This is a genomic window from Methylomonas stagni, from assembly GCF_050154735.1.
Classification (GTDB): Bacteria; Pseudomonadota; Gammaproteobacteria; order Methylococcales; family Methylomonadaceae; genus Methylomonas; species Methylomonas koyamae_A.
Map to the genome: position 1 here is coordinate 161,225 of NZ_CP189557.1, position 16,155 is coordinate 177,379.

General features: G+C 56.8%; 18 protein-coding genes. 8 read left to right on the forward strand and 10 right to left on the reverse strand.

Translation table 11 applies throughout. The features are described from left to right. Window positions 1–22: 22 nt before the first annotated feature. Window positions 23–838 carry a hypothetical protein gene (locus ACP4CD_RS00730; RefSeq protein ID WP_426992962.1) on the forward strand — a complete coding sequence of 272 codons (816 nt, stop codon included), beginning with the start codon at window positions 23–25 and terminating at the stop codon, window positions 836–838. Window positions 839–945: 107 nt separating this feature from the next. Here ACP4CD_RS00730 and ACP4CD_RS00735 read toward each other — a convergent pair whose 3' ends face one another. Then, on the reverse strand, window positions 946–1,833 hold the full coding sequence (locus tag ACP4CD_RS00735) for a diguanylate cyclase domain-containing protein (RefSeq protein WP_426992964.1): 888 nt from the start codon (window positions 1,831–1,833) through the stop codon (window positions 946–948). Between the two features lie 586 nt (window positions 1,834–2,419). On the opposite strand from ACP4CD_RS00735, the gene ACP4CD_RS00740 reads away from it, so the two are divergent. From ACP4CD_RS00740 to ACP4CD_RS00765, 6 genes are all read left to right on the forward strand, one after another. After that, window positions 2,420–3,478, forward strand: coding sequence for a DUF2278 family protein (locus tag ACP4CD_RS00740; RefSeq protein WP_426992965.1), 1,059 nt, complete (start codon window positions 2,420–2,422; stop codon window positions 3,476–3,478). Window positions 3,479–3,658: 180 nt separating this feature from the next. Beyond that, entirely contained in the window at window positions 3,659–4,657 is a 999-nt protein-coding gene (locus tag ACP4CD_RS00745; RefSeq protein ID WP_426992966.1) for a hypothetical protein, read from the forward strand. A gap of 70 nt (window positions 4,658–4,727) precedes the next feature. Next, the gene (locus ACP4CD_RS00750; protein ID WP_426992967.1) at window positions 4,728–5,471 is read left to right on the forward strand and encodes a hypothetical protein; all 744 of its coding nucleotides are present in this window, start codon (window positions 4,728–4,730) and stop codon (window positions 5,469–5,471) included. A gap of 397 nt (window positions 5,472–5,868) precedes the next feature. Next, window positions 5,869–7,143, forward strand: a complete 1,275-nt coding sequence (locus ACP4CD_RS00755) for an O-acetylhomoserine aminocarboxypropyltransferase/cysteine synthase family protein (RefSeq protein WP_064027975.1) — start codon at window positions 5,869–5,871, stop codon at window positions 7,141–7,143. A gap of 118 nt (window positions 7,144–7,261) precedes the next feature. Continuing rightward, the gene (locus tag ACP4CD_RS00760) at window positions 7,262–8,242 is read left to right on the forward strand and encodes a CobW family GTP-binding protein (protein ID WP_083386232.1); all 981 of its coding nucleotides are present in this window, start codon (window positions 7,262–7,264) and stop codon (window positions 8,240–8,242) included. 62 nt (window positions 8,243–8,304) lie between these two features. Beyond that, window positions 8,305–8,697 (forward strand): hypothetical protein, encoded by a 393-nt coding sequence (locus ACP4CD_RS00765; protein WP_168031381.1) that lies wholly within the window; start codon window positions 8,305–8,307, stop codon window positions 8,695–8,697. 249 nt (window positions 8,698–8,946) lie between these two features. On the opposite strand, the gene ACP4CD_RS00770 is transcribed toward ACP4CD_RS00765, so the two are convergent. Beyond that, complete coding sequence (locus tag ACP4CD_RS00770; RefSeq protein WP_426992969.1) at window positions 8,947–9,141, reverse strand: hypothetical protein; 195 nt, start codon at window positions 9,139–9,141, stop codon at window positions 8,947–8,949. Between the two features lie 216 nt (window positions 9,142–9,357). On the opposite strand from ACP4CD_RS00770, the gene ACP4CD_RS00775 reads away from it, so the two are divergent. After that, the gene (locus ACP4CD_RS00775) at window positions 9,358–9,480 is read left to right on the forward strand and encodes a hypothetical protein (RefSeq protein ID WP_426992971.1); all 123 of its coding nucleotides are present in this window, start codon (window positions 9,358–9,360) and stop codon (window positions 9,478–9,480) included. Between the two features lie 341 nt (window positions 9,481–9,821). Here the strand turns inward: ACP4CD_RS00775 and ACP4CD_RS00780 are convergent, their stop codons facing one another. From ACP4CD_RS00780 to ACP4CD_RS00815, 8 genes are all read right to left on the reverse strand, one after another. Further along, window positions 9,822–10,274 carry a YaiI/YqxD family protein gene (locus ACP4CD_RS00780; RefSeq protein WP_426992973.1) on the reverse strand — a complete coding sequence of 151 codons (453 nt, stop codon included), beginning with the start codon at window positions 10,272–10,274 and terminating at the stop codon, window positions 9,822–9,824. 145 nt (window positions 10,275–10,419) lie between these two features. Beyond that, window positions 10,420–11,058, reverse strand: a complete 639-nt coding sequence (locus tag ACP4CD_RS00785) for a hypothetical protein (RefSeq protein WP_426992974.1) — start codon at window positions 11,056–11,058, stop codon at window positions 10,420–10,422. 292 nt (window positions 11,059–11,350) lie between these two features. Then, complete coding sequence (locus ACP4CD_RS00790; RefSeq protein ID WP_426992975.1) at window positions 11,351–11,641, reverse strand: DUF5658 family protein; 291 nt, start codon at window positions 11,639–11,641, stop codon at window positions 11,351–11,353. An 867-nt stretch (window positions 11,642–12,508) separates the two neighbouring features. Then, a complete protein-coding gene (locus ACP4CD_RS00795) occupies window positions 12,509–12,892 on the reverse strand; it encodes a hypothetical protein (RefSeq protein WP_426992977.1) in 384 nt (127 codons plus the stop codon). Window positions 12,893–12,954: 62 nt separating this feature from the next. Continuing rightward, window positions 12,955–13,167, reverse strand: a complete 213-nt coding sequence (locus tag ACP4CD_RS00800; RefSeq protein ID WP_426992979.1) for a hypothetical protein — start codon at window positions 13,165–13,167, stop codon at window positions 12,955–12,957. A 239-nt stretch (window positions 13,168–13,406) separates the two neighbouring features. Beyond that, complete coding sequence (locus ACP4CD_RS00805; protein WP_082885494.1) at window positions 13,407–14,213, reverse strand: DUF4239 domain-containing protein; 807 nt, start codon at window positions 14,211–14,213, stop codon at window positions 13,407–13,409. A 233-nt stretch (window positions 14,214–14,446) separates the two neighbouring features. Continuing rightward, window positions 14,447–15,193 carry a hypothetical protein gene (locus ACP4CD_RS00810; protein ID WP_426992981.1) on the reverse strand — a complete coding sequence of 249 codons (747 nt, stop codon included), beginning with the start codon at window positions 15,191–15,193 and terminating at the stop codon, window positions 14,447–14,449. Window positions 15,194–15,670: 477 nt separating this feature from the next. Further along, complete coding sequence (locus ACP4CD_RS00815) at window positions 15,671–16,081, reverse strand: hypothetical protein (protein WP_064027996.1); 411 nt, start codon at window positions 16,079–16,081, stop codon at window positions 15,671–15,673. Window positions 16,082–16,155 lie beyond the last annotated feature (74 nt).

A 16,155-nucleotide genomic window follows, 5' to 3' on the forward strand; every position in this document is an offset into this window, starting at 1 on the left:
TCGTTATCCAAGGAATATCATTATGAAATGTTTATCTATCCCCGCCGTCGCGGCGTTATACGCATTGTGCGCGGTCGGGAGCCTGCCTAGCGCCCATGCATCGGTCGTCGCCAGTTCGACGATAGACTGGAGCAGTTTCAATATTCAGCTTATCGATTTATCGAACGGCACTAACGCGCCGGAATTTCGCTGGACCGATCAGAGTGGCATCGCCAACTCCTGGGCCTTCGTCTGGACCGATCCACCCAGTAACGATTATCCGAACCAAAGTGTTACGGCGGCCGATTTCGGCAGCGCGTTGACGACCGACACCGCCACCACGCTTTCGCAAAGCCGCGCCACCCGCAATGCCGACTCGCTGGACAGTCATTCGCAAAGCACGACCGGTAACTACACCAATGGCTTTGCGACTGCCGGCAACAGCGGTAGTTTCGAATTAAGCGGTAACGGTCTGGCCATATTGACACTGGACTGGCAACACTCGGTCAGCGGCGGCGGCGAAGGCGATATTTACAATTGGGCGAACGCGACGACCAATATCTATGCCAACTATTACGGCAGCGACGGCACGGGCGCCAACAAGGCGGTCCTGGTGTCCACCAACAGCTACGATGCGGTACCGCAAACGCGAAACGGCAGCTTTGTCTTCGTGATTTCCGGCGACGGCGAGCATTTGGTGAGCGGGTCCTTCGGGGCCACCGTGTCCGCCCGGACGATGATCAGTCGTCCGGACGACTCCGGGCCGATCAACCCGGTGCCGGTGCCGGCTTCGGCTTGGTTGTTCGGCACGATGCTGCTGGGCTGGTTGACCGGCCGGCGGCGGTTGGCGGCTGGATAGCTGCGCGCTAAGGTGTTCAAGTAAAGCCGGGGCCGGAGTACATTGCCGCCCCGGCTAGCGACGCATTCCCGTTTCGCCGGCTTGCCGAAACGGGAAAGTCATTCCGACTAACACACTGAATCGCCTAAACCCCGCCGCCGTTTGGCCCGGTACATCGCCCGGTCCGCTTGTTTCAACAATTCGGTGCCGTTCAGGCCGTCCCGGCGATACAGCGCCGCGCCTATGCTGGCGCTGACCGAGATTTCCCGACCGGCCAATTGATACGGGGCCGCCAGGCATGCGTGAATTTTTTCGATCACCGCATTGACGCCGGCCTCGCCGTCGATGTCGGTCAACAGCAACAAAAACTCGTCGCCACCGTAGCGGCAGGCGGTGTCGCCGCAACGAATATCGGCCGACAAACGCCGGCCGACTTCGCGCAACAAACGGTCGCCGGCATCGTGACCAAAGCTATCGTTGATGGTCTTGAAATCGTCCAGATCGATGAACAAGACGGCGACCGGTTTTTGCTGGCGATCGGCCTGCGCCAAGGCTTGTTGCAAGCGGTCCAGCAGCAGGCTGCGATTCGCCAAACCGGTCAATTCGTCATGGTGGGCTAGATGCAAGGCTTGCTCGCAACTTTCGGCGATTTGCTGCAATTGCCGGCTTAAATTCGCTTCGGTTTTGGTCAATTCGGCAATGGTCAGCCGCGCGGCGGCCAATTCCTGCTGGCTGATGGCTAGCGCCCGTTTCAGTTCGGCGACTTCGGCGTTGACTTGATGCAAATGCAAACAATCGCCATGCAATGCGCAATTTCGTTCGCCGCCAGCCTGCTCCGCATTGGCCACCGACTCGGTACCGGCGCGGTCGTTCCAAGCGATCGGGATGTCGGGGGCGAACACCTGTGTTGCTTCCGGCCGAGTCTGGCGCTCGGCAAACAGATTCGACCGCAAAATCGCGGCCGATTGACGGCTGGACATGGGGGCGGCACTGGTCCCTACGGAGTCGATATTCATAGATAAAACCCTGATTGAGCCAAAGTTACAGGAAGCCGCTCGGCGGCTGACGACATACTTCAGTCAAATAGCGTGCCAATTGGGAAGTCAACCGCTTAGAACCTCACAAAGGATTGATATCAATCAAATTTGCACGAATCAACACCTGGCGCTCAAGCCCAAGCGTGGCAAATGCCGGGGAATTTGGAGACGATATTTCGTTTGGCTTACGAAATATCGTTTTCGTGGTACTCGCTTTCGAGCGGGTTGCCGGGTTGGAAGCGCTCGCCTCAGGCCGCCCGACATTGCCTCCGAGCCAACCTTAACGATGCCGGTCGGCACTGATTTATGGCATCGCGCCGAAGAGCCGGATCGGCCGGGAAAAATGTTCCGCGTTTGGTTTGTCCAGCTGGGGCGCTCGGCGCGATCATATGCCCGCTTCGCCGCGAATCTCAGTGAGCCCAGTACATTTGTACTAGTACGAAATCCCCGTTGCCCCATCGCGGAACTTGGCCGAGAATACCGGGCGGAATGGTTGGCCGTTGGGCTGCGAATAGCACCCACGCGAGCCCCAAAACATAGCCGGCATGCTCCAGGAGAGATGACAATGAAGAATTACGGCGTACTAAAAGCCAAGGCCATCGACTACCAACGCGACAGCGACGATGATCCGCACTCGGAACTGCTGGTCGGCGTGGCCGGCGTCAAATACCGCATCGCGATCAACGTGCGTTCCAGCCGAGGTCCGGTCGCGCAGCGCTTGGTCGAATACTTGATCGTGCACGATCTGAAGCATCCGGTGCTGGACCGGGCCCGCGAACTGCCGAACGGTTGGAGCAATCTGGCGGACGGCGTCGCCGACGGCGCGGCGATCGATTACATCCGCGGCAATCTGTTTCGCGCCCAAGACATGAAGCCCATCCCGCATCTGGCGCCCGGCCCCAACAACGATTTGTTCGAATTCGTCGAAGACTTGGCGCAGCGGGCAATCGCCGATCCGGGCGCGGTGGTTTACGCCTTCGGCGAAAAATGGGGGCCCGAGTCCGGAAAACCGGACCAGTATTTCCATTTCGAACCCGGCAACGGCGTACATTTGATCCACATGAATCAGGGTGGCGCCGGCGAGAGCAACGGCACTTTCCACGATGGTGGCTTGATCTTTGATTTCTCAGGCTCCGGCGGCGCGGTCGGGCTGTTCATCAAATTTCAAAACCAGGTTTGGCATACCGACGACCAGACCGCCGATCCGATCGGCGACGCGCCTGCCGTGCCCGAAGTACCGATTCCCGATACCGGCGGCGTCGATCCCTGGCCGGTGGTCGCGCCGGATTCGCCCTATCATTTGGCCCGTATCGTCGCGGCGATGGTCAATCCGCCCGGCGCCGATCCCGGCCAGGAATTCGTGACGCTGTTGAACGCCTCCGGCCGAACCTTGGACCTGGCCGGCTGGAAAATTCTGGATCAGCAAGACAAGGTCGAAGCGATTGCCGGCAAAATCGAGCCCGGCCGCGCCTTGACAGTGATGCTGAGCGGCAAGGGCGCGCAATTGTCCAACAAAGGCGGTACCATCACGTTACTGGACCAGCGCCGTCTAAAGGTGGACGGCGTGGCTTATACTCGCGATGCCGCGAGGACCGAAGGCCAGCCGATCGTGTTCGGCGGCTAAATTCGTCATTGAAGCTTCAACAGGCTGTCGTAAAAGTCAAAACAGAACCCTATCCTTGCGGGACAGGGCAGGGGGAGGGGTAAAAACAATGCGTTACCTTGCATTTCCCCGCGCCCCGACCTCTCTTTCGCGAGGAGAGGGGCATTCCGACACCCTTTCAATTGGGGGGACGTAAAGCGCATGATCGACATTTTAATCGGCTTATGTTTGGTATTCGCGATGTTCGCCGGCTTGGTGAGCAGCGTCAACGAAGTGGTCGCCCAATTGCTGGAAATGCGCGGCAAGGTGTTGTTCGAGGGTGTCGCGTTGTTGATGGGCGAACTGGAAGGCAGCGCCCGCTGGCGGCGCTGGCTGGGACAAGTGGATCGCAAAATCCACGAGGTGCTGAACGATACCGCCGATTTGGCGGCGGTGCCCGGCTTGCCGGCATTGACCCAAAAGCTGTTCGCCCATCCCTTGATCGATACCTTGTCGCAGCCCGGCTCCAAACCGTCCTACATCGAGCCGGCCTGCTTCGCCGAGGTCTTCGTGCAATTTTTGGCCAAGGGCGAGCGCACCCCGGAACGGATTGCCGCCAGCCTGGCCGAACTGAGTCCGCATCTGCAAACCTTGTTCGGGCCGATGCTGGAAACCGCCGGCGGCGATCTTGCGGCTTTCAAGACCAAGGTCGAGCAACATTTTTCGCTGGTGATGGACAGAGTCGGCGGTTGGTACAAACGCCGCAGTCAGGCGGTGATGTTCGCGGTCGGCTTTTTATTGGCCGCCGTCCTGAATGTCGATACTCTGCACATCGCCCATTATCTACGCTCGAATCCGGCCATGGTCTCGGCGTTGGTCGAAACGGCCCAGCGGGCGGACAATGCGGCCGGGCCGCTGAATCCGGACGGCGCCGACAGCGAAGCGCAAGTCAAACTGCGGCAAAGTATCGAAGCCTTGCGCCGCGACCTCGATCATTTTCGGCAACTGTCGTTACCGATCGGTTGGAACGTCAAATACGACAGCCAGGGCACACCTTGCGCGATCCAACGCTTGGACGACCAAAAAGCTCCCTGGCTAGGCTGGCTAATCACAGCGATGACCGGTACCTTGGGCGCGCCGTTTTGGTTCGACGCGATCTCCAAACTGTTTGCGATTCGCGGCTCCGGCCGCAAACCGCCCGCCGCCGACGCGGATAAATAAGCGCTTCCTTCTCCGTTAACTTCAGCCAAATCCAGGACAACTTGCGATGACCGAACAATCTCCTCGACTCATGAAAAATCCTCGCGCCGCCAATCCCGTAGTCGGCGGCATCGCGGCCGGCATCGGCGCCGGCGCGAAAATCGGCTTGTTGGCGTTAGTGTTATTGGCGGCCGGCTGCGAATGTCAGCAAAAGCCGATTTTTCTGCCGGCGGCGATGGCCGGCAAGGTCGAGTTAGTCGAGGACTGCGCCGAAAGCTGCGATAACGACGTTCTCGCCAGCGCGGTTGCCGAACCGGAAAAAGGCGGGATAGCGTCGGGCAAACTGCTCCGCATCACCGACGACGTCGAAGTTTACCGGATGTGGAATGGCCCTGACGGCGGCTTGAACGCCTACGGCGGCAGTAACCGGCTCGGCCCTTGGTGGACCGCGGAACGCCCGTCCGGCACGGACCAGGACTACCGCGCCAAGAATGCGATCTGCCCCGCTTGGAATGAACTCAAATGGGTCGCCAAATGTACCCTGAAGAAAGGCACCCTGATCGCTATCGGCCCCACCCAGTCGGCGCGCTGCCCGAGCGGCGAATTCTATCCGGCCAACAACACTCAACAAATCTACGTGGATAATTATTCGCCCAAGCACGTCAGTTGCGGTAAGTACTTGGAAAGCGATTATCCGGTGGACGGCAAGGATCTGTCGGTCAAAATTCCCTACGTCGAGCCTAAACCCAAGGATTGTTCGGCTAATGCGGAAACCACGCCGCCCGTCTCCGAACCTCCCGCGCCCGCGCCGGCCAAGAAGGCCAAACGCAAATAAACCTAAAAAAATCAGTTCGAACGCGTAAATCCGTTCTTGCCGGGCTTTCCAAAGACCGTGCGGAAGTTAAACCTCCCCCATTTGGCGAGCATTTCCAATCCAGCCCACCCATCGACTGGGCTCGGGGCGAACGGGGTTTGGAATGCTCAACTGATTTTTCTAGGATAAACCGCTGACCAGGCAGGTGAGAAAGTCCCGATTTTTATCGAGCGCCCGCCCGCGTCCCGTCTAGCCTATCCCGCTCCCCGAACGGTCGTTCGAGTTGTCCGAGCTACCGCCATGCCTTTCCTATCGTCCGCAAATCGCGAGAACCGGGCTGGCGTGGGGGGCGGCGGCTTGTATAATCCCGCCTTCCTCGACGAGGATTAGCAAACCATAATAAACAACAGGAGTGTGTATGAGAATCGAGACCCAGGCCGTCCATGCCGGTTACGCGCCGGACCCCACCACCAAGGCGGTCGCCGTGCCAATTTACCAAACCGTCGCCTATGCCTTCGATAGCGCCCAGCACGGCGCGGATTTGTTCGACCTGAAAGTGCAAGGTAATATCTACACCCGCATCATGAATCCGACCCAAGACGTGTTGGAACAGCGGGTGGCGGCGATGGAGGGCGGCTTGGCGGCGCTGGCGCTGGCTTCCGGCCAGGCGGCCACCACTTATGCCATCCAAACCATCGCCGAAGCCGGCGATAACATCGTCTCGGCCTCGACTTTGTACGGCGGTACCTACAATTTGTTTGCCCATACTTTTCCGCAACTGGGCATAGAAGTGCGCTTTGCCGATCCGCGTCAGCCGGGCAGTTTCGCGCCGTTGATCGATAGCCGCACCAAGGCTATTTTTTGCGAATCCATCGGCAACCCGCTGGGTAATGTCACCGATTTCGCGGCCTTGGCCGAGGTCGCCCACGCCCACGGCATTCCGCTGATCGTCGACAACACCGTGCCGTCGCCGTATTTGTGCCGGCCGATCGAGCACGGCGCCGACATCGTCGTGCACTCCTTGACCAAATACATGGGCGGCCACGGCAACTCGGTGGCCGGCATCATCGTCGATTCCGGCCAATTTCCGTGGGCTGAACACAAGGCCCGCTTCAAGCGTCTGAACGAGCCGGATGTCAGCTATCACGGCGTGGTCTACACCGAAGCGCTAGGCGCCGCAGCCTACATCGGCCGAGCCAGGGTCGTGCCCTTGCGCAACATGGGCGCGTCGATCGCGCCGATGAATGCGTTCCTGGTATTGCAAGGCATCGAAACGCTGCCGTTGCGGATGGACCGCATCTGCGAGAATGCCTGGGAAATCGCCAAACTGCTGCAAGACCATCCGAAAGTGGCTTGGGTCAATTACGCCGGCCTGCCGGAACATCCCGACCACGCCTTGGTGCAAAAATACATGGGCGGCAGGGCCTCGGGCATTTTGAGTTTCGGTTTGAAACAAGGCGGCCGCGAGGCAGGCGCGCGGGTACTGGACGCCTTCAAATTGTTCACCCGGCTGGTGAACATCGGCGACGCCAAATCGCTGGCCACTCACCCGGCGTCGACCACCCATCGCCAGTTGAATCCGGAAGAACTGGCCAAGGCCGGAGTCAGCGAGGAGATGCTGCGGTTGTCGATCGGTATCGAGCACATCGACGATCTGGTCGAAGATTTGGAGCAAGCGTTGGATGCGGTTTGAGGGCGGTTGCTATCTAGTTACCGTGGGGTAGCTCTTAGCGTTAGCCGGAGTACAAACCTAGGTTTGTACTCCACCGATTCCTCTTTGACTTTCGTCTTCCGCGATCATGCCAGCCAATATGCCTCAACCCATCCCGGTCCTGATCCTCACCGGCTTTCTCGGTAGCGGCAAAACCACCTTGCTGAACCGGCTGCTGGCGGACGGCATCAAAACGGCGGTGATCATCAACGAATTCGGCGGTACGCCGGTTGATCAGGATTTGTTGGAAAACCAAAGCATCCCAATGACGGTACTGTCCGGCGGCTGTTTGTGCTGCCAGATCAAGGGTGCGTTGGCGCCAACTTTGAAAAATTTGCGCATGGCCTGGGACGGTGCGACGGTCAAGCCTTTCGCGCGAGTCATCATCGAAACCAGCGGCATCGCCAGCCCCGAGCCGATTCTGGACACCTTGTTGCGCGAACCGTGGCTGAGCAAACGCTACCGGCTCCGGCAGGTGATCGCGACCTTGGCGATTCCATCGGCCGTCGAGCATTTGCAACGCCATGCCGAAGCCAAAGCCCAGGCGGTCTGGGCCGACACCTTGCTGCTGACCCATGCCGATCTGGCCGAGCCGGCGCAGCTCCGTAGTCTCGAAGCGTACCTGCAAACCCTGGCACCGGCCACGCCGATCCTGACCAGGACATTGGCACAACTTGATACCGGCGACTTGCTGAATGCGCCGTTGCCTCTGTTTCGGCGCCTGCCCGCAAACGCCGATCCGATCGAACATGCATTCCAAAGCGTATCGTTGTACTTCGAACAAACGCCCGACTGGCCGCGATTGCAAAGCGCGTTGCAGCGACTCATCGTCCAACTCGGTCCGGCGCTGCCGAGAATCAAGGGCGTCGTTTATCCGCCCGATTTCAATGGGCCGATCGCGATCCAGGCCGCTTCCGGTCGGCTTTACCCGGCAACGCCGCTACCGCCCCGCGCCAACGACGATAGACGCGGCCGTTTGATTTTCATTGGCGCCGGTCCGGCGGATGCGCTGGCCGAGACGCTCGGCGCGCTGTTCGCCGATTGCGACCCGCCACCGACGCTTCGGCGGCATTCCAACTGAGCGAGCGGCACCCAGCGTGCTACAATCGCAGCCTTTCCCACAAGCAATTCAAGGAATTTATCATGTCCTATCGCAAACTGGCGGCGCTGGCGCTGTTGACTCTTTCTTTCGGTGCCGGCGCGGCGGAACAGCCATTGACCCAAGCCGAGTTGCTCGGCACCTGGCAGATCGATAAGGAATCCTTGAACGCCGACGGCAGCGGCGCCCGCGGCCTGAACACCACCTGGACGTTCAAAAACGACGGCACCCTGGAAGGCATTACCCAGGACTCCGACTCTCACGCCCGAATCGACCAGTTGAAGGCGATACTGAATTATTCGGTGGAAAACGGCAAACTGAACAAACAAGCCGCACCGGGCCGCTCTAAAATGGAAACCTGCACCGCCGTCGAGAAAGACGGCGCGAAAATGGTCTTGAAATGTCAGTCCATCTACTTTTTCATGACCAAGAAATAAGTACCGCACGGCGCTCGATCCCGCTTCAACGCATTGAACGGGATCGTAACAACCATTCCGGGCACGGCCTAACGCCGTTAACCTATACCGTTCACCAATCGGCCCGGCTTGGACAATCTCTCGACGGCGACGCCAAGAGGTCGCGCCGATATGCCGGCAAAATTACTGTAAAACCGCGAATGAACATCAACGATGGTGCGTTCGTCGCGAGGCTACCGAGCGATTTGTCAAAGTGCGGTTATTCACCGATTACCCGGCGGAACGTTTCACGCGACCGCGCGACAAACCAACGAATCCGAAAACCGCCGAACCGAACAACCATGCAGCCGCCGGTAGCGGTATCGGCGATGCGTTGACGGTGAAACCTTTCAGATAAACATCAAACGTGGTGTAGGCGGTGTGCATGTTCGACATCGCCACTTGAAATTCCCCGGGAATTTCCACTGCGGAGGAAACCGGAGCGTTGTTGATCCTGGGGGCCGTCCTCTGACGTCGCCGGCACTGTCCTGGATATATAACTGAGAATAAACCGTGGTGTAATCCAGGAAACCCGACCAAGATACCGAATCGACGCCAAAACTGTCGACTAACTTCCCGGTATAAAGATCTGTCAGTTCCAATCCCCTGTTTGGACCACCAAAGCCGTTCCATACCCCTCCCATGCTAAACGATATTGCCCAGCCGCCCGGTATGATTTGCGTCACCGACGTGCCGCCACCTAGCGGCGCAAACCAAATATCGTTGCTGGATATGACCGGCGTTCCGCTCGATACGTCGATGTAGACGTTTGTCGCTGACGCCGGCAACGGCGAAAGCAGCGATAAGCAGAATCCCGCTTTTACAATGGTCAACGAAGTCTTTTTTCCATTTTCTGTCCTTGGTGTTGAAGCTAACTCAGGAACATCGAAATGTTAATGTCTTCCCGGCAATTCGACGGCAATTCGACGGCAATTCAGCCCGAATACCGGCAGCGATCAACACGATTTGGCATAAAGCCAACGACAGACTAGCGCGTCCGATACGCGACGTCGGTACGTTGGAGCGCTTAGACACGGAAACACTAAGGGGCTTGCTGGTGATCGCGACAACACCTCGCCGAACGGCGTGGCGGATGATTACCGCCTTCAGGCGCGGCTTAAGGTCGCTAAAAAACGGTCCAATTGATTGGCGAATGCTTGAATATCTCGCGGATGCAAGGGCGCTGGACCGCCGGTGTCGATACCGCTGGCGCGCAGACTGTCCATCATCGAGCGGATTTGCAATCTTTCGCCGATGTTTTCGTTGGAATAGCGCTCGCCGCGCGGATCGATGGCGTGACCGCCCTTGGCGATGACTTCGGCAGCCAACGGAATATCGGCGGTTATCACCAGATCGCCAGGTTCCAGCCGTTTGACGATTTCGTTATCCGCCACGTCGAAGCCGCTGCTGACGCGCAGCATTTTGATGTAGCGCGACGGTGGAACCGGTATCGGTTGGTTGGCCACCAAGGTCGTCCCTAATCGGCAACGCTCGGCCGCTCTAAATAAGATATCCTTGACCGGCTTCGGACAGGCGTCCGCGTCAACCCAAATATGCATAGTGGCTTTAGTATTAATGGATGGCTAATCGATAAAATCCAGTCCGAGCGTGGACTTTCACGCCAACGTGGATTCAAATCCGACGAGGCTTGGGCGAGGGGATAGCGCTCGCATTGACCTAACAGTGTCCAGGAATCGAATCCCCTCACGGTAAGCCGACCGGGGCTCTGGTCGTTTGAAACGCGCCTTGCCGGTAAAGCTGATCGTAAAGATGGTCGGCTATCCGCTCGAATAGGGTCTGCTCGTTGTGTGCGGCAAACGGCAATGCCAGCCACAAAAACAATTCCATATAGGCTTTATTCGCTTCTTCGACCTTAGCGGCGTAAGACATCCCGGATTTCGCATCGACCAACGTAAAGCGAATATCGTAATGTTGGGTAACCGTATAAGGGATTATAAACAACGTCAGTCCGCTGACGATTTGCATCGCGATACTAGACTCGCCATGCTGGCTGCCGGACAAGGTCAGACGATAATCGGTCCGCTCGGTAAACTCGCCCGGCGCCACCGCTTCGTGATCGCGGATATACGCTTTGTCCAGCCAGGCATTCAGCACGTTCTGGTTGATCAACACGCCAGCTAGATGATCAGTCACCAGACCACCGCCATCCATCGTAAACGCGAAGTCGCCGACCGTATGTTCTATCATCGGCCTCATCGCGTTAGCCTGTGGCGTGATCGGCCCCAGTTTGCTGCCTTCGGTGACATAGGCGCATCCGGTCAAGCCGGCAATAAACAGGGCCGCGTAAAATCGGCCAAGCAAGGTCAGGAACGGAATTTTCATGTGGAATTTTTCGTAGCCGGCGGCGTTTCGAAATGGCCGTCAATTGGACAGGCGGTTAAGCGGTCGCAGTATAGGAGCAAGAGGTTGCCGCGTCCAACATTGAACGGTTTAGGGTTGCCTTGTCGTGGCTAACGAATCGGAATAAAAGCGGGATTTCGAATCCGGAACCCCTCCCGCCAGAGCGGGAAACGGGATTCGAGGCAACGGACGATAGAAATACGGGGTTTACATCAACACCGCGTGAGCCTAAAGAACCGAGCCCACGCTTTTCAAACGGGTGCGTTAGAAGGAATCAAGCACCCATGACCAATGTAAAATTATTGGTCACCACCCAACTGTAAAAGGCATCGGCCCAAACCAAGGTGGCCGTACCCCAACGCCCTTTGATCGAGTGACGGTCGAAGAAGATAAAAGCAATCACCAGAAGTATCGCCACTTTCAGCGATGTAATGGCCAGTCCCAAACCCACCAAGCCGGCGAAGTAATTTAAAATGGGATTGACCTCGTCGACATCGGTAAAGCTCAAGCCGAGATAAGTAATCACGCCATCGGCGATGTGCAATAAGCCAAACAAAACCAGCATCGCCGCGTTTAATTTATGTCGCGTCGGTATTCGCCAGATACTCAACGCCCTAAAAAATCCAGCCCATTCACTTTAACCGTTGCGCGGCCCTTTCGAATTTTCATGTGATACTCCTTACGCGAATTGGCGCCCAACCCGATGATGAAAGACATGGACTTTCACCGCCAGCGCCTTGAGTTGTGTAACTGAAACCATAACGGCCCGATAGCATCACTTAGGTTAGATTGCTGAAAATTGAAGCCGCGCCGAACATCGATGTAGAAATTACGAATTGGCCCGACAGAAAACCGAGCATACCGATAATAAACAATAAACCGGTGGTAATATCTTTATAGAAGCTGTTTGAAGCATTCATATTTACATCCCGGACTGAATTCAGTCGCAGAGTTAGTGAAGACGGCTTCACTATAACTCTCAGGCATTAATTTACAATACCATGCTGAATACATTGTTTATTTCCAATTGAGAAATAAAGTTTCGGCAATCCCTACCGCCTTTCAGTCCGTCTCACATAAGAGATAGCTAATATGATAGGGCTTTTTGGGGCCGCGCGGCGAGTTATTCCGTGAAACTGGGGCTTGATCGCAGTTTATTATGGCAAAGCGTTGATTGTGCTGAGAAGCCGTTCGCCACACTGACGTCCATAACCGCGCGTCGGGACGCCGTCACGGGTGGCTGGCCCGCAGCGATTGGCCACATCAACCGGGCTCCGGCTTCGCTCGACGGCGTGGACGCCTACCCCAATCAGGAACGACCAGAACCTTTCCGAATTCAGGCACGCTGGGAAACATTTGAAAACCCATCGGCGCGATAGCCGATGGGACGAAGGTTCGAGAAGAGTTAACGAACGGGTAAACCCATCCGCGATTAAGCCGCAACCGAGTTCGAGCGGGGAGAGCGTCGATTTCCCCAACCGACCAAGCCAAGCAACACCGACCCCATCAACCAAGCGGCGCCGGGCAATGGAACGGCGGCGACTTTAAAGTTCAACGAAAACGTGTCCATGGTTCTGCTTTCGCGCAACCAAACCGTGTAGCTGCCCACCCCTAAGGTGGCGGGCAATTGGGTGCCGGTAAAGGCCCCGGTAGCGATCAGACTTGGAAACACATCTTCCCCGACATTCGTGGGAATAACGCCGTTGATCGGGGTCGTGCCGACCGGAGCGCCCAGCAGCGCGTAGCCATCGACAGCGGACGGGTCGACAACGCTGGGCGTGATCGTCGTACCTTGCTTCAAGCCGAAAAACGCCACGCCGGTAGCGGTGGGGTTGCCGCCAATCTGGCTAAACGTGAAAGCCTGTAATTGAATAGAAGTCAGTCGATAGCCAGCTCCGATGTCGAACCTAAAAAACGCGAATCCGCGCCGGCGCTAGGGTCCAATTTCACGTCGACCACGTTGTCGCCCGCGGAAAAACTGAGCGGAGTAGGATTGGAACCGTCGGTCGACAAATCCAACACCGCGGCACCGACCGCGTTCGATAAACTCGCCAACAGCAATACACCTGCCCTTAAAACATTCTGGTTCATAAAAACTCCCGGTTGATAGGTTTTCCTAGAGGTTTCGCCGAACAACGCAAACGGACCTGGGTCACATTTTTTCGACTCAGGAACACTACTAGAAATTATTCGGGAGATCAAGCGTGGTTCCGACGCCTGTTTGGAGGCGGGCTTGATGCCGCACGCTTGTCGATGAAGTCGGGAAACGAAGCATCCAAAAACCGCTAATCTGGCGTATGGGTCCGGCGATGGCCTTGGCTTGGATTGTCTTATTGCTTGCCGACGCCGGAGAGTTCGCGAATATCGGTCTGCAGATCGAGCATGCTTTTCTGGCTCACTTGAATCCAGCCGCGGCGCGGACGGTCCAAATCGACGATGATAAATACCAAAATTACGATCAGTCCGACCAAAATGTGGGTAACGAACGAAGGACGATGTCCGGCGAGCCCGGTGGCATAGCCGACTACCGCTCCGGTCATGATGAACGTGATGTAGAGCAGGATCAGCACGAACTCAGGTACATGCCGCGCAAGTTCGGCGTCGCGTTTACCGTAATTGTCGATCAATTCGTTCAAGGTTTGCACGAACAAGCCGCTGGTCACCGGTCTCGGGTCGAGTTCCACCGCACGCCGCGCATAGTCCCACAACGCCGAGTGCAGCCTGCCGGTTTCGGCGGCCATCTCGCTTAGGGTTTGATGAGCGGTCAGATCGATTTCCCCGGCCTTCACCCGCAGATCGACATACTCGTGCAACAACTTACCGACTTCGTCCCGCACGCCGGCCGGCAGCATCCGCGAACGCAAGTAGGTCGTGCCTATCGCATTAGCTTCGTCGACCACCGCCTCGCTGCGGCTATCGTAACGCTGTAACGACAACGAAAATGTAAATCCCAGCAACAGCGCCAATATCCCCAGCAACGACGCCGAGGTTGCATTGACGTGTTGCTTGAAATCCTCGCCGGTGACATGCTCGGAGCGAGAGCCCAGTCGATAACCGCTTTCTATGGCCAAAAGCATGGAAACCAATAGCACCCCGGCTATCAGTACGCTGTCAATGTCGTACATAAATTCGGTCATCGCGAAATGGTGGGTAGAGATTAATGGATACCAACGTTAACAAAAGCTGTGAAAGCGTCCTTCGGTCGCCTCGAAAGCCGCTGGGTCGGAGCATCGTCAGGTAACGAACGCCCGATATTTTAGTTCGACGGCGGAACGGACGTTCGATCCCAGTGCGACTAAAGCCGTCATTCCCGTCACCGACCGAGCCGGAAAAACGCGCGAATCCCAATCAACGTTGGCCAAGGTCGGAATTATCGCCAATAAACACCCAAAACGCCGACGACAGGATCGCCGACGTCCAGCGTCGGGCACTGCACGCCCAAGCCGACCCGCCAATTCCGGTACAGCGGATACAACAATCGGAAAGTCGTACCGCCCAAGGCGTTGAATCCGGACCAATAATCGGCGTCAAACCTCAGTTCTCCCGATACCGGCAATTCGACATTCAGATGCAAACCCGCGCTATCGTGATTGGCGAGCGCCGCGTTGGCGTAATAAAGACCAGTGTCGATATCGACATCCCAATCCGGTAGATGGCGTTGATATTCCAGATAGGCAAGATTCATGAAAGCGTTGCCGGACGCGGCAATGCCCAAGCCGTTCTGCATCCCCGCGATCACTTGTACGTTTTCAGCCGTCCAATGTTTTTCCAAATTCACCAAAATATCCGGCTGGAACGATGCCGCCGGGGAAGCCGTCGAGGCAAATTGCGCGTTCAACACACTGAGGCCCGCATCCCAACCCGGCGCCAGGCCGATATTCGCGGAAAGATTGGCGACAGCCGCATTATGGAAAATATTGGTTTCGTGTTCAATATAGACGGCATCGGGTTCGGTCGCATCAATATCCGGCAAATTGCGGGCAGCTTTTCTCCCCGAGGTCGCACCGCTATCCTTCGCCGCCGCGTTCGTGCCGAGCGCAAACGCCACGAACAGCCAAACCGCGAATGGCCGCCTCAAGCGAGGGAAGTCCTGTTTGGTGACTGGTTTGACGTTCATCGTGCCAATATCGACCGATCCGTCAGGCTGAACTTTGAAAAAGGAGAGTCGATCATCGGGACAGCATAGTCGATTTACGTGCGGCGCATGCGGGTCGTAGAACAGCCGACGGCTGGCCTATCAGACGAGCTATCCCCGGCAGGCGGGGACCAAGCCGATCATACGTCCGCGTTCCACTAGCCGTTTAACATTCGCCGCCCGGCCTCGAATAAAGCCATACCTTATTCGATCGGTGTAACTCGGCATATCGCCTTACAATTCGACGGCAGGCGGTCGAAACCCCGCCATAAAATCCGCTGCCGTTTGGAACGGTCGAATTCGCCCGCCATGAACGACGTCGTTACCGGCGAGCAGAAATAGTAACTCCGGTATTCGTTGATTTGATTGAAAGTTGGAATTTGGTAACCCGTCAAATCCATTGAACGCTCCGCTGGATTTGAACCAGCATAAAACATCTTTCTGATTGCAGGGCTGTGCTTATTCTGCAAATTCATTTTTCCATTGACACTTCTCGGTTGACAGGTAATCGTTCGAGAAACACGATTCGAGTCGTTCGCGGCAGAGCGCTTTGAGCTTTGACTCATAATCGGATGTGCGAAGATACTTGAATCGACCGTTCGGCTCTCGGGTGAAAATATCAAAAGGCCCCGTTCGATTTCCCCAAATGCTCAATTCCGATAAAGCGATGTCAAGTCGCGCGTCGCCATTGAAGTCGGCGACGCAACGAAACAAGGTGGTATCGTGCTTACCGTTGATGAAGTAATCGGAGCCACGGGGGTATAGATCCAACACAAACGCTTTCAATGGATCATCCGTTTCGATTGCCGTAGCCGCAATCGCCGAATTCAAGGCGGCAGCGATTGCAAACAGAACGTAGATGGCACGCATTTTATGGCCTGAGCTGCAAGCGATGTAGGGTACGCATCGCGTACCTTCTTGGGAGTTTGATTCATCGGAAACCT

Bases quoted from the DNA above. Each gene is read 5' to 3' on its own strand.
- ACP4CD_RS00730 (WP_426992962.1), top strand. From the start codon at position 23: ATGAAATGTTTATCTATCCCCGCCGTCGCGGCGTTATACGCATTGTGC.
- ACP4CD_RS00735 (WP_426992964.1), bottom strand. From the start codon at position 1,833: ATGAATATCGACTCCGTAGGGACCAGTGCCGCCCCCATGTCCAGCCGT.
- ACP4CD_RS00740 (WP_426992965.1), top strand. From the start codon at position 2,420: ATGAAGAATTACGGCGTACTAAAAGCCAAGGCCATCGACTACCAACGC.
- ACP4CD_RS00745 (WP_426992966.1), top strand. From the start codon at position 3,659: ATGATCGACATTTTAATCGGCTTATGTTTGGTATTCGCGATGTTCGCC.
- ACP4CD_RS00750 (WP_426992967.1), top strand. From the start codon at position 4,728: ATGAAAAATCCTCGCGCCGCCAATCCCGTAGTCGGCGGCATCGCGGCC.
- ACP4CD_RS00755 (WP_064027975.1), top strand. From the start codon at position 5,869: ATGAGAATCGAGACCCAGGCCGTCCATGCCGGTTACGCGCCGGACCCC.
- ACP4CD_RS00760 (WP_083386232.1), top strand. From the start codon at position 7,262: ATGCCTCAACCCATCCCGGTCCTGATCCTCACCGGCTTTCTCGGTAGC.
- ACP4CD_RS00765 (WP_168031381.1), top strand. From the start codon at position 8,305: ATGTCCTATCGCAAACTGGCGGCGCTGGCGCTGTTGACTCTTTCTTTC.
- ACP4CD_RS00775 (WP_426992971.1), top strand. From the start codon at position 9,358: ATGCTAAACGATATTGCCCAGCCGCCCGGTATGATTTGCGTCACCGAC.
- ACP4CD_RS00780 (WP_426992973.1), bottom strand. From the start codon at position 10,274: ATGCATATTTGGGTTGACGCGGACGCCTGTCCGAAGCCGGTCAAGGAT.
- ACP4CD_RS00785 (WP_426992974.1), bottom strand. From the start codon at position 11,058: ATGAAAATTCCGTTCCTGACCTTGCTTGGCCGATTTTACGCGGCCCTG.
- ACP4CD_RS00790 (WP_426992975.1), bottom strand. From the start codon at position 11,641: ATGCTGGTTTTGTTTGGCTTATTGCACATCGCCGATGGCGTGATTACT.
- ACP4CD_RS00800 (WP_426992979.1), bottom strand. From the start codon at position 13,167: ATGAACCAGAATGTTTTAAGGGCAGGTGTATTGCTGTTGGCGAGTTTA.
- ACP4CD_RS00805 (WP_082885494.1), bottom strand. From the start codon at position 14,213: ATGACCGAATTTATGTACGACATTGACAGCGTACTGATAGCCGGGGTG.
- ACP4CD_RS00810 (WP_426992981.1), bottom strand. From the start codon at position 15,193: ATGAACGTCAAACCAGTCACCAAACAGGACTTCCCTCGCTTGAGGCGG.
- ACP4CD_RS00815 (WP_064027996.1), bottom strand. From the start codon at position 16,081: ATGCGTGCCATCTACGTTCTGTTTGCAATCGCTGCCGCCTTGAATTCG.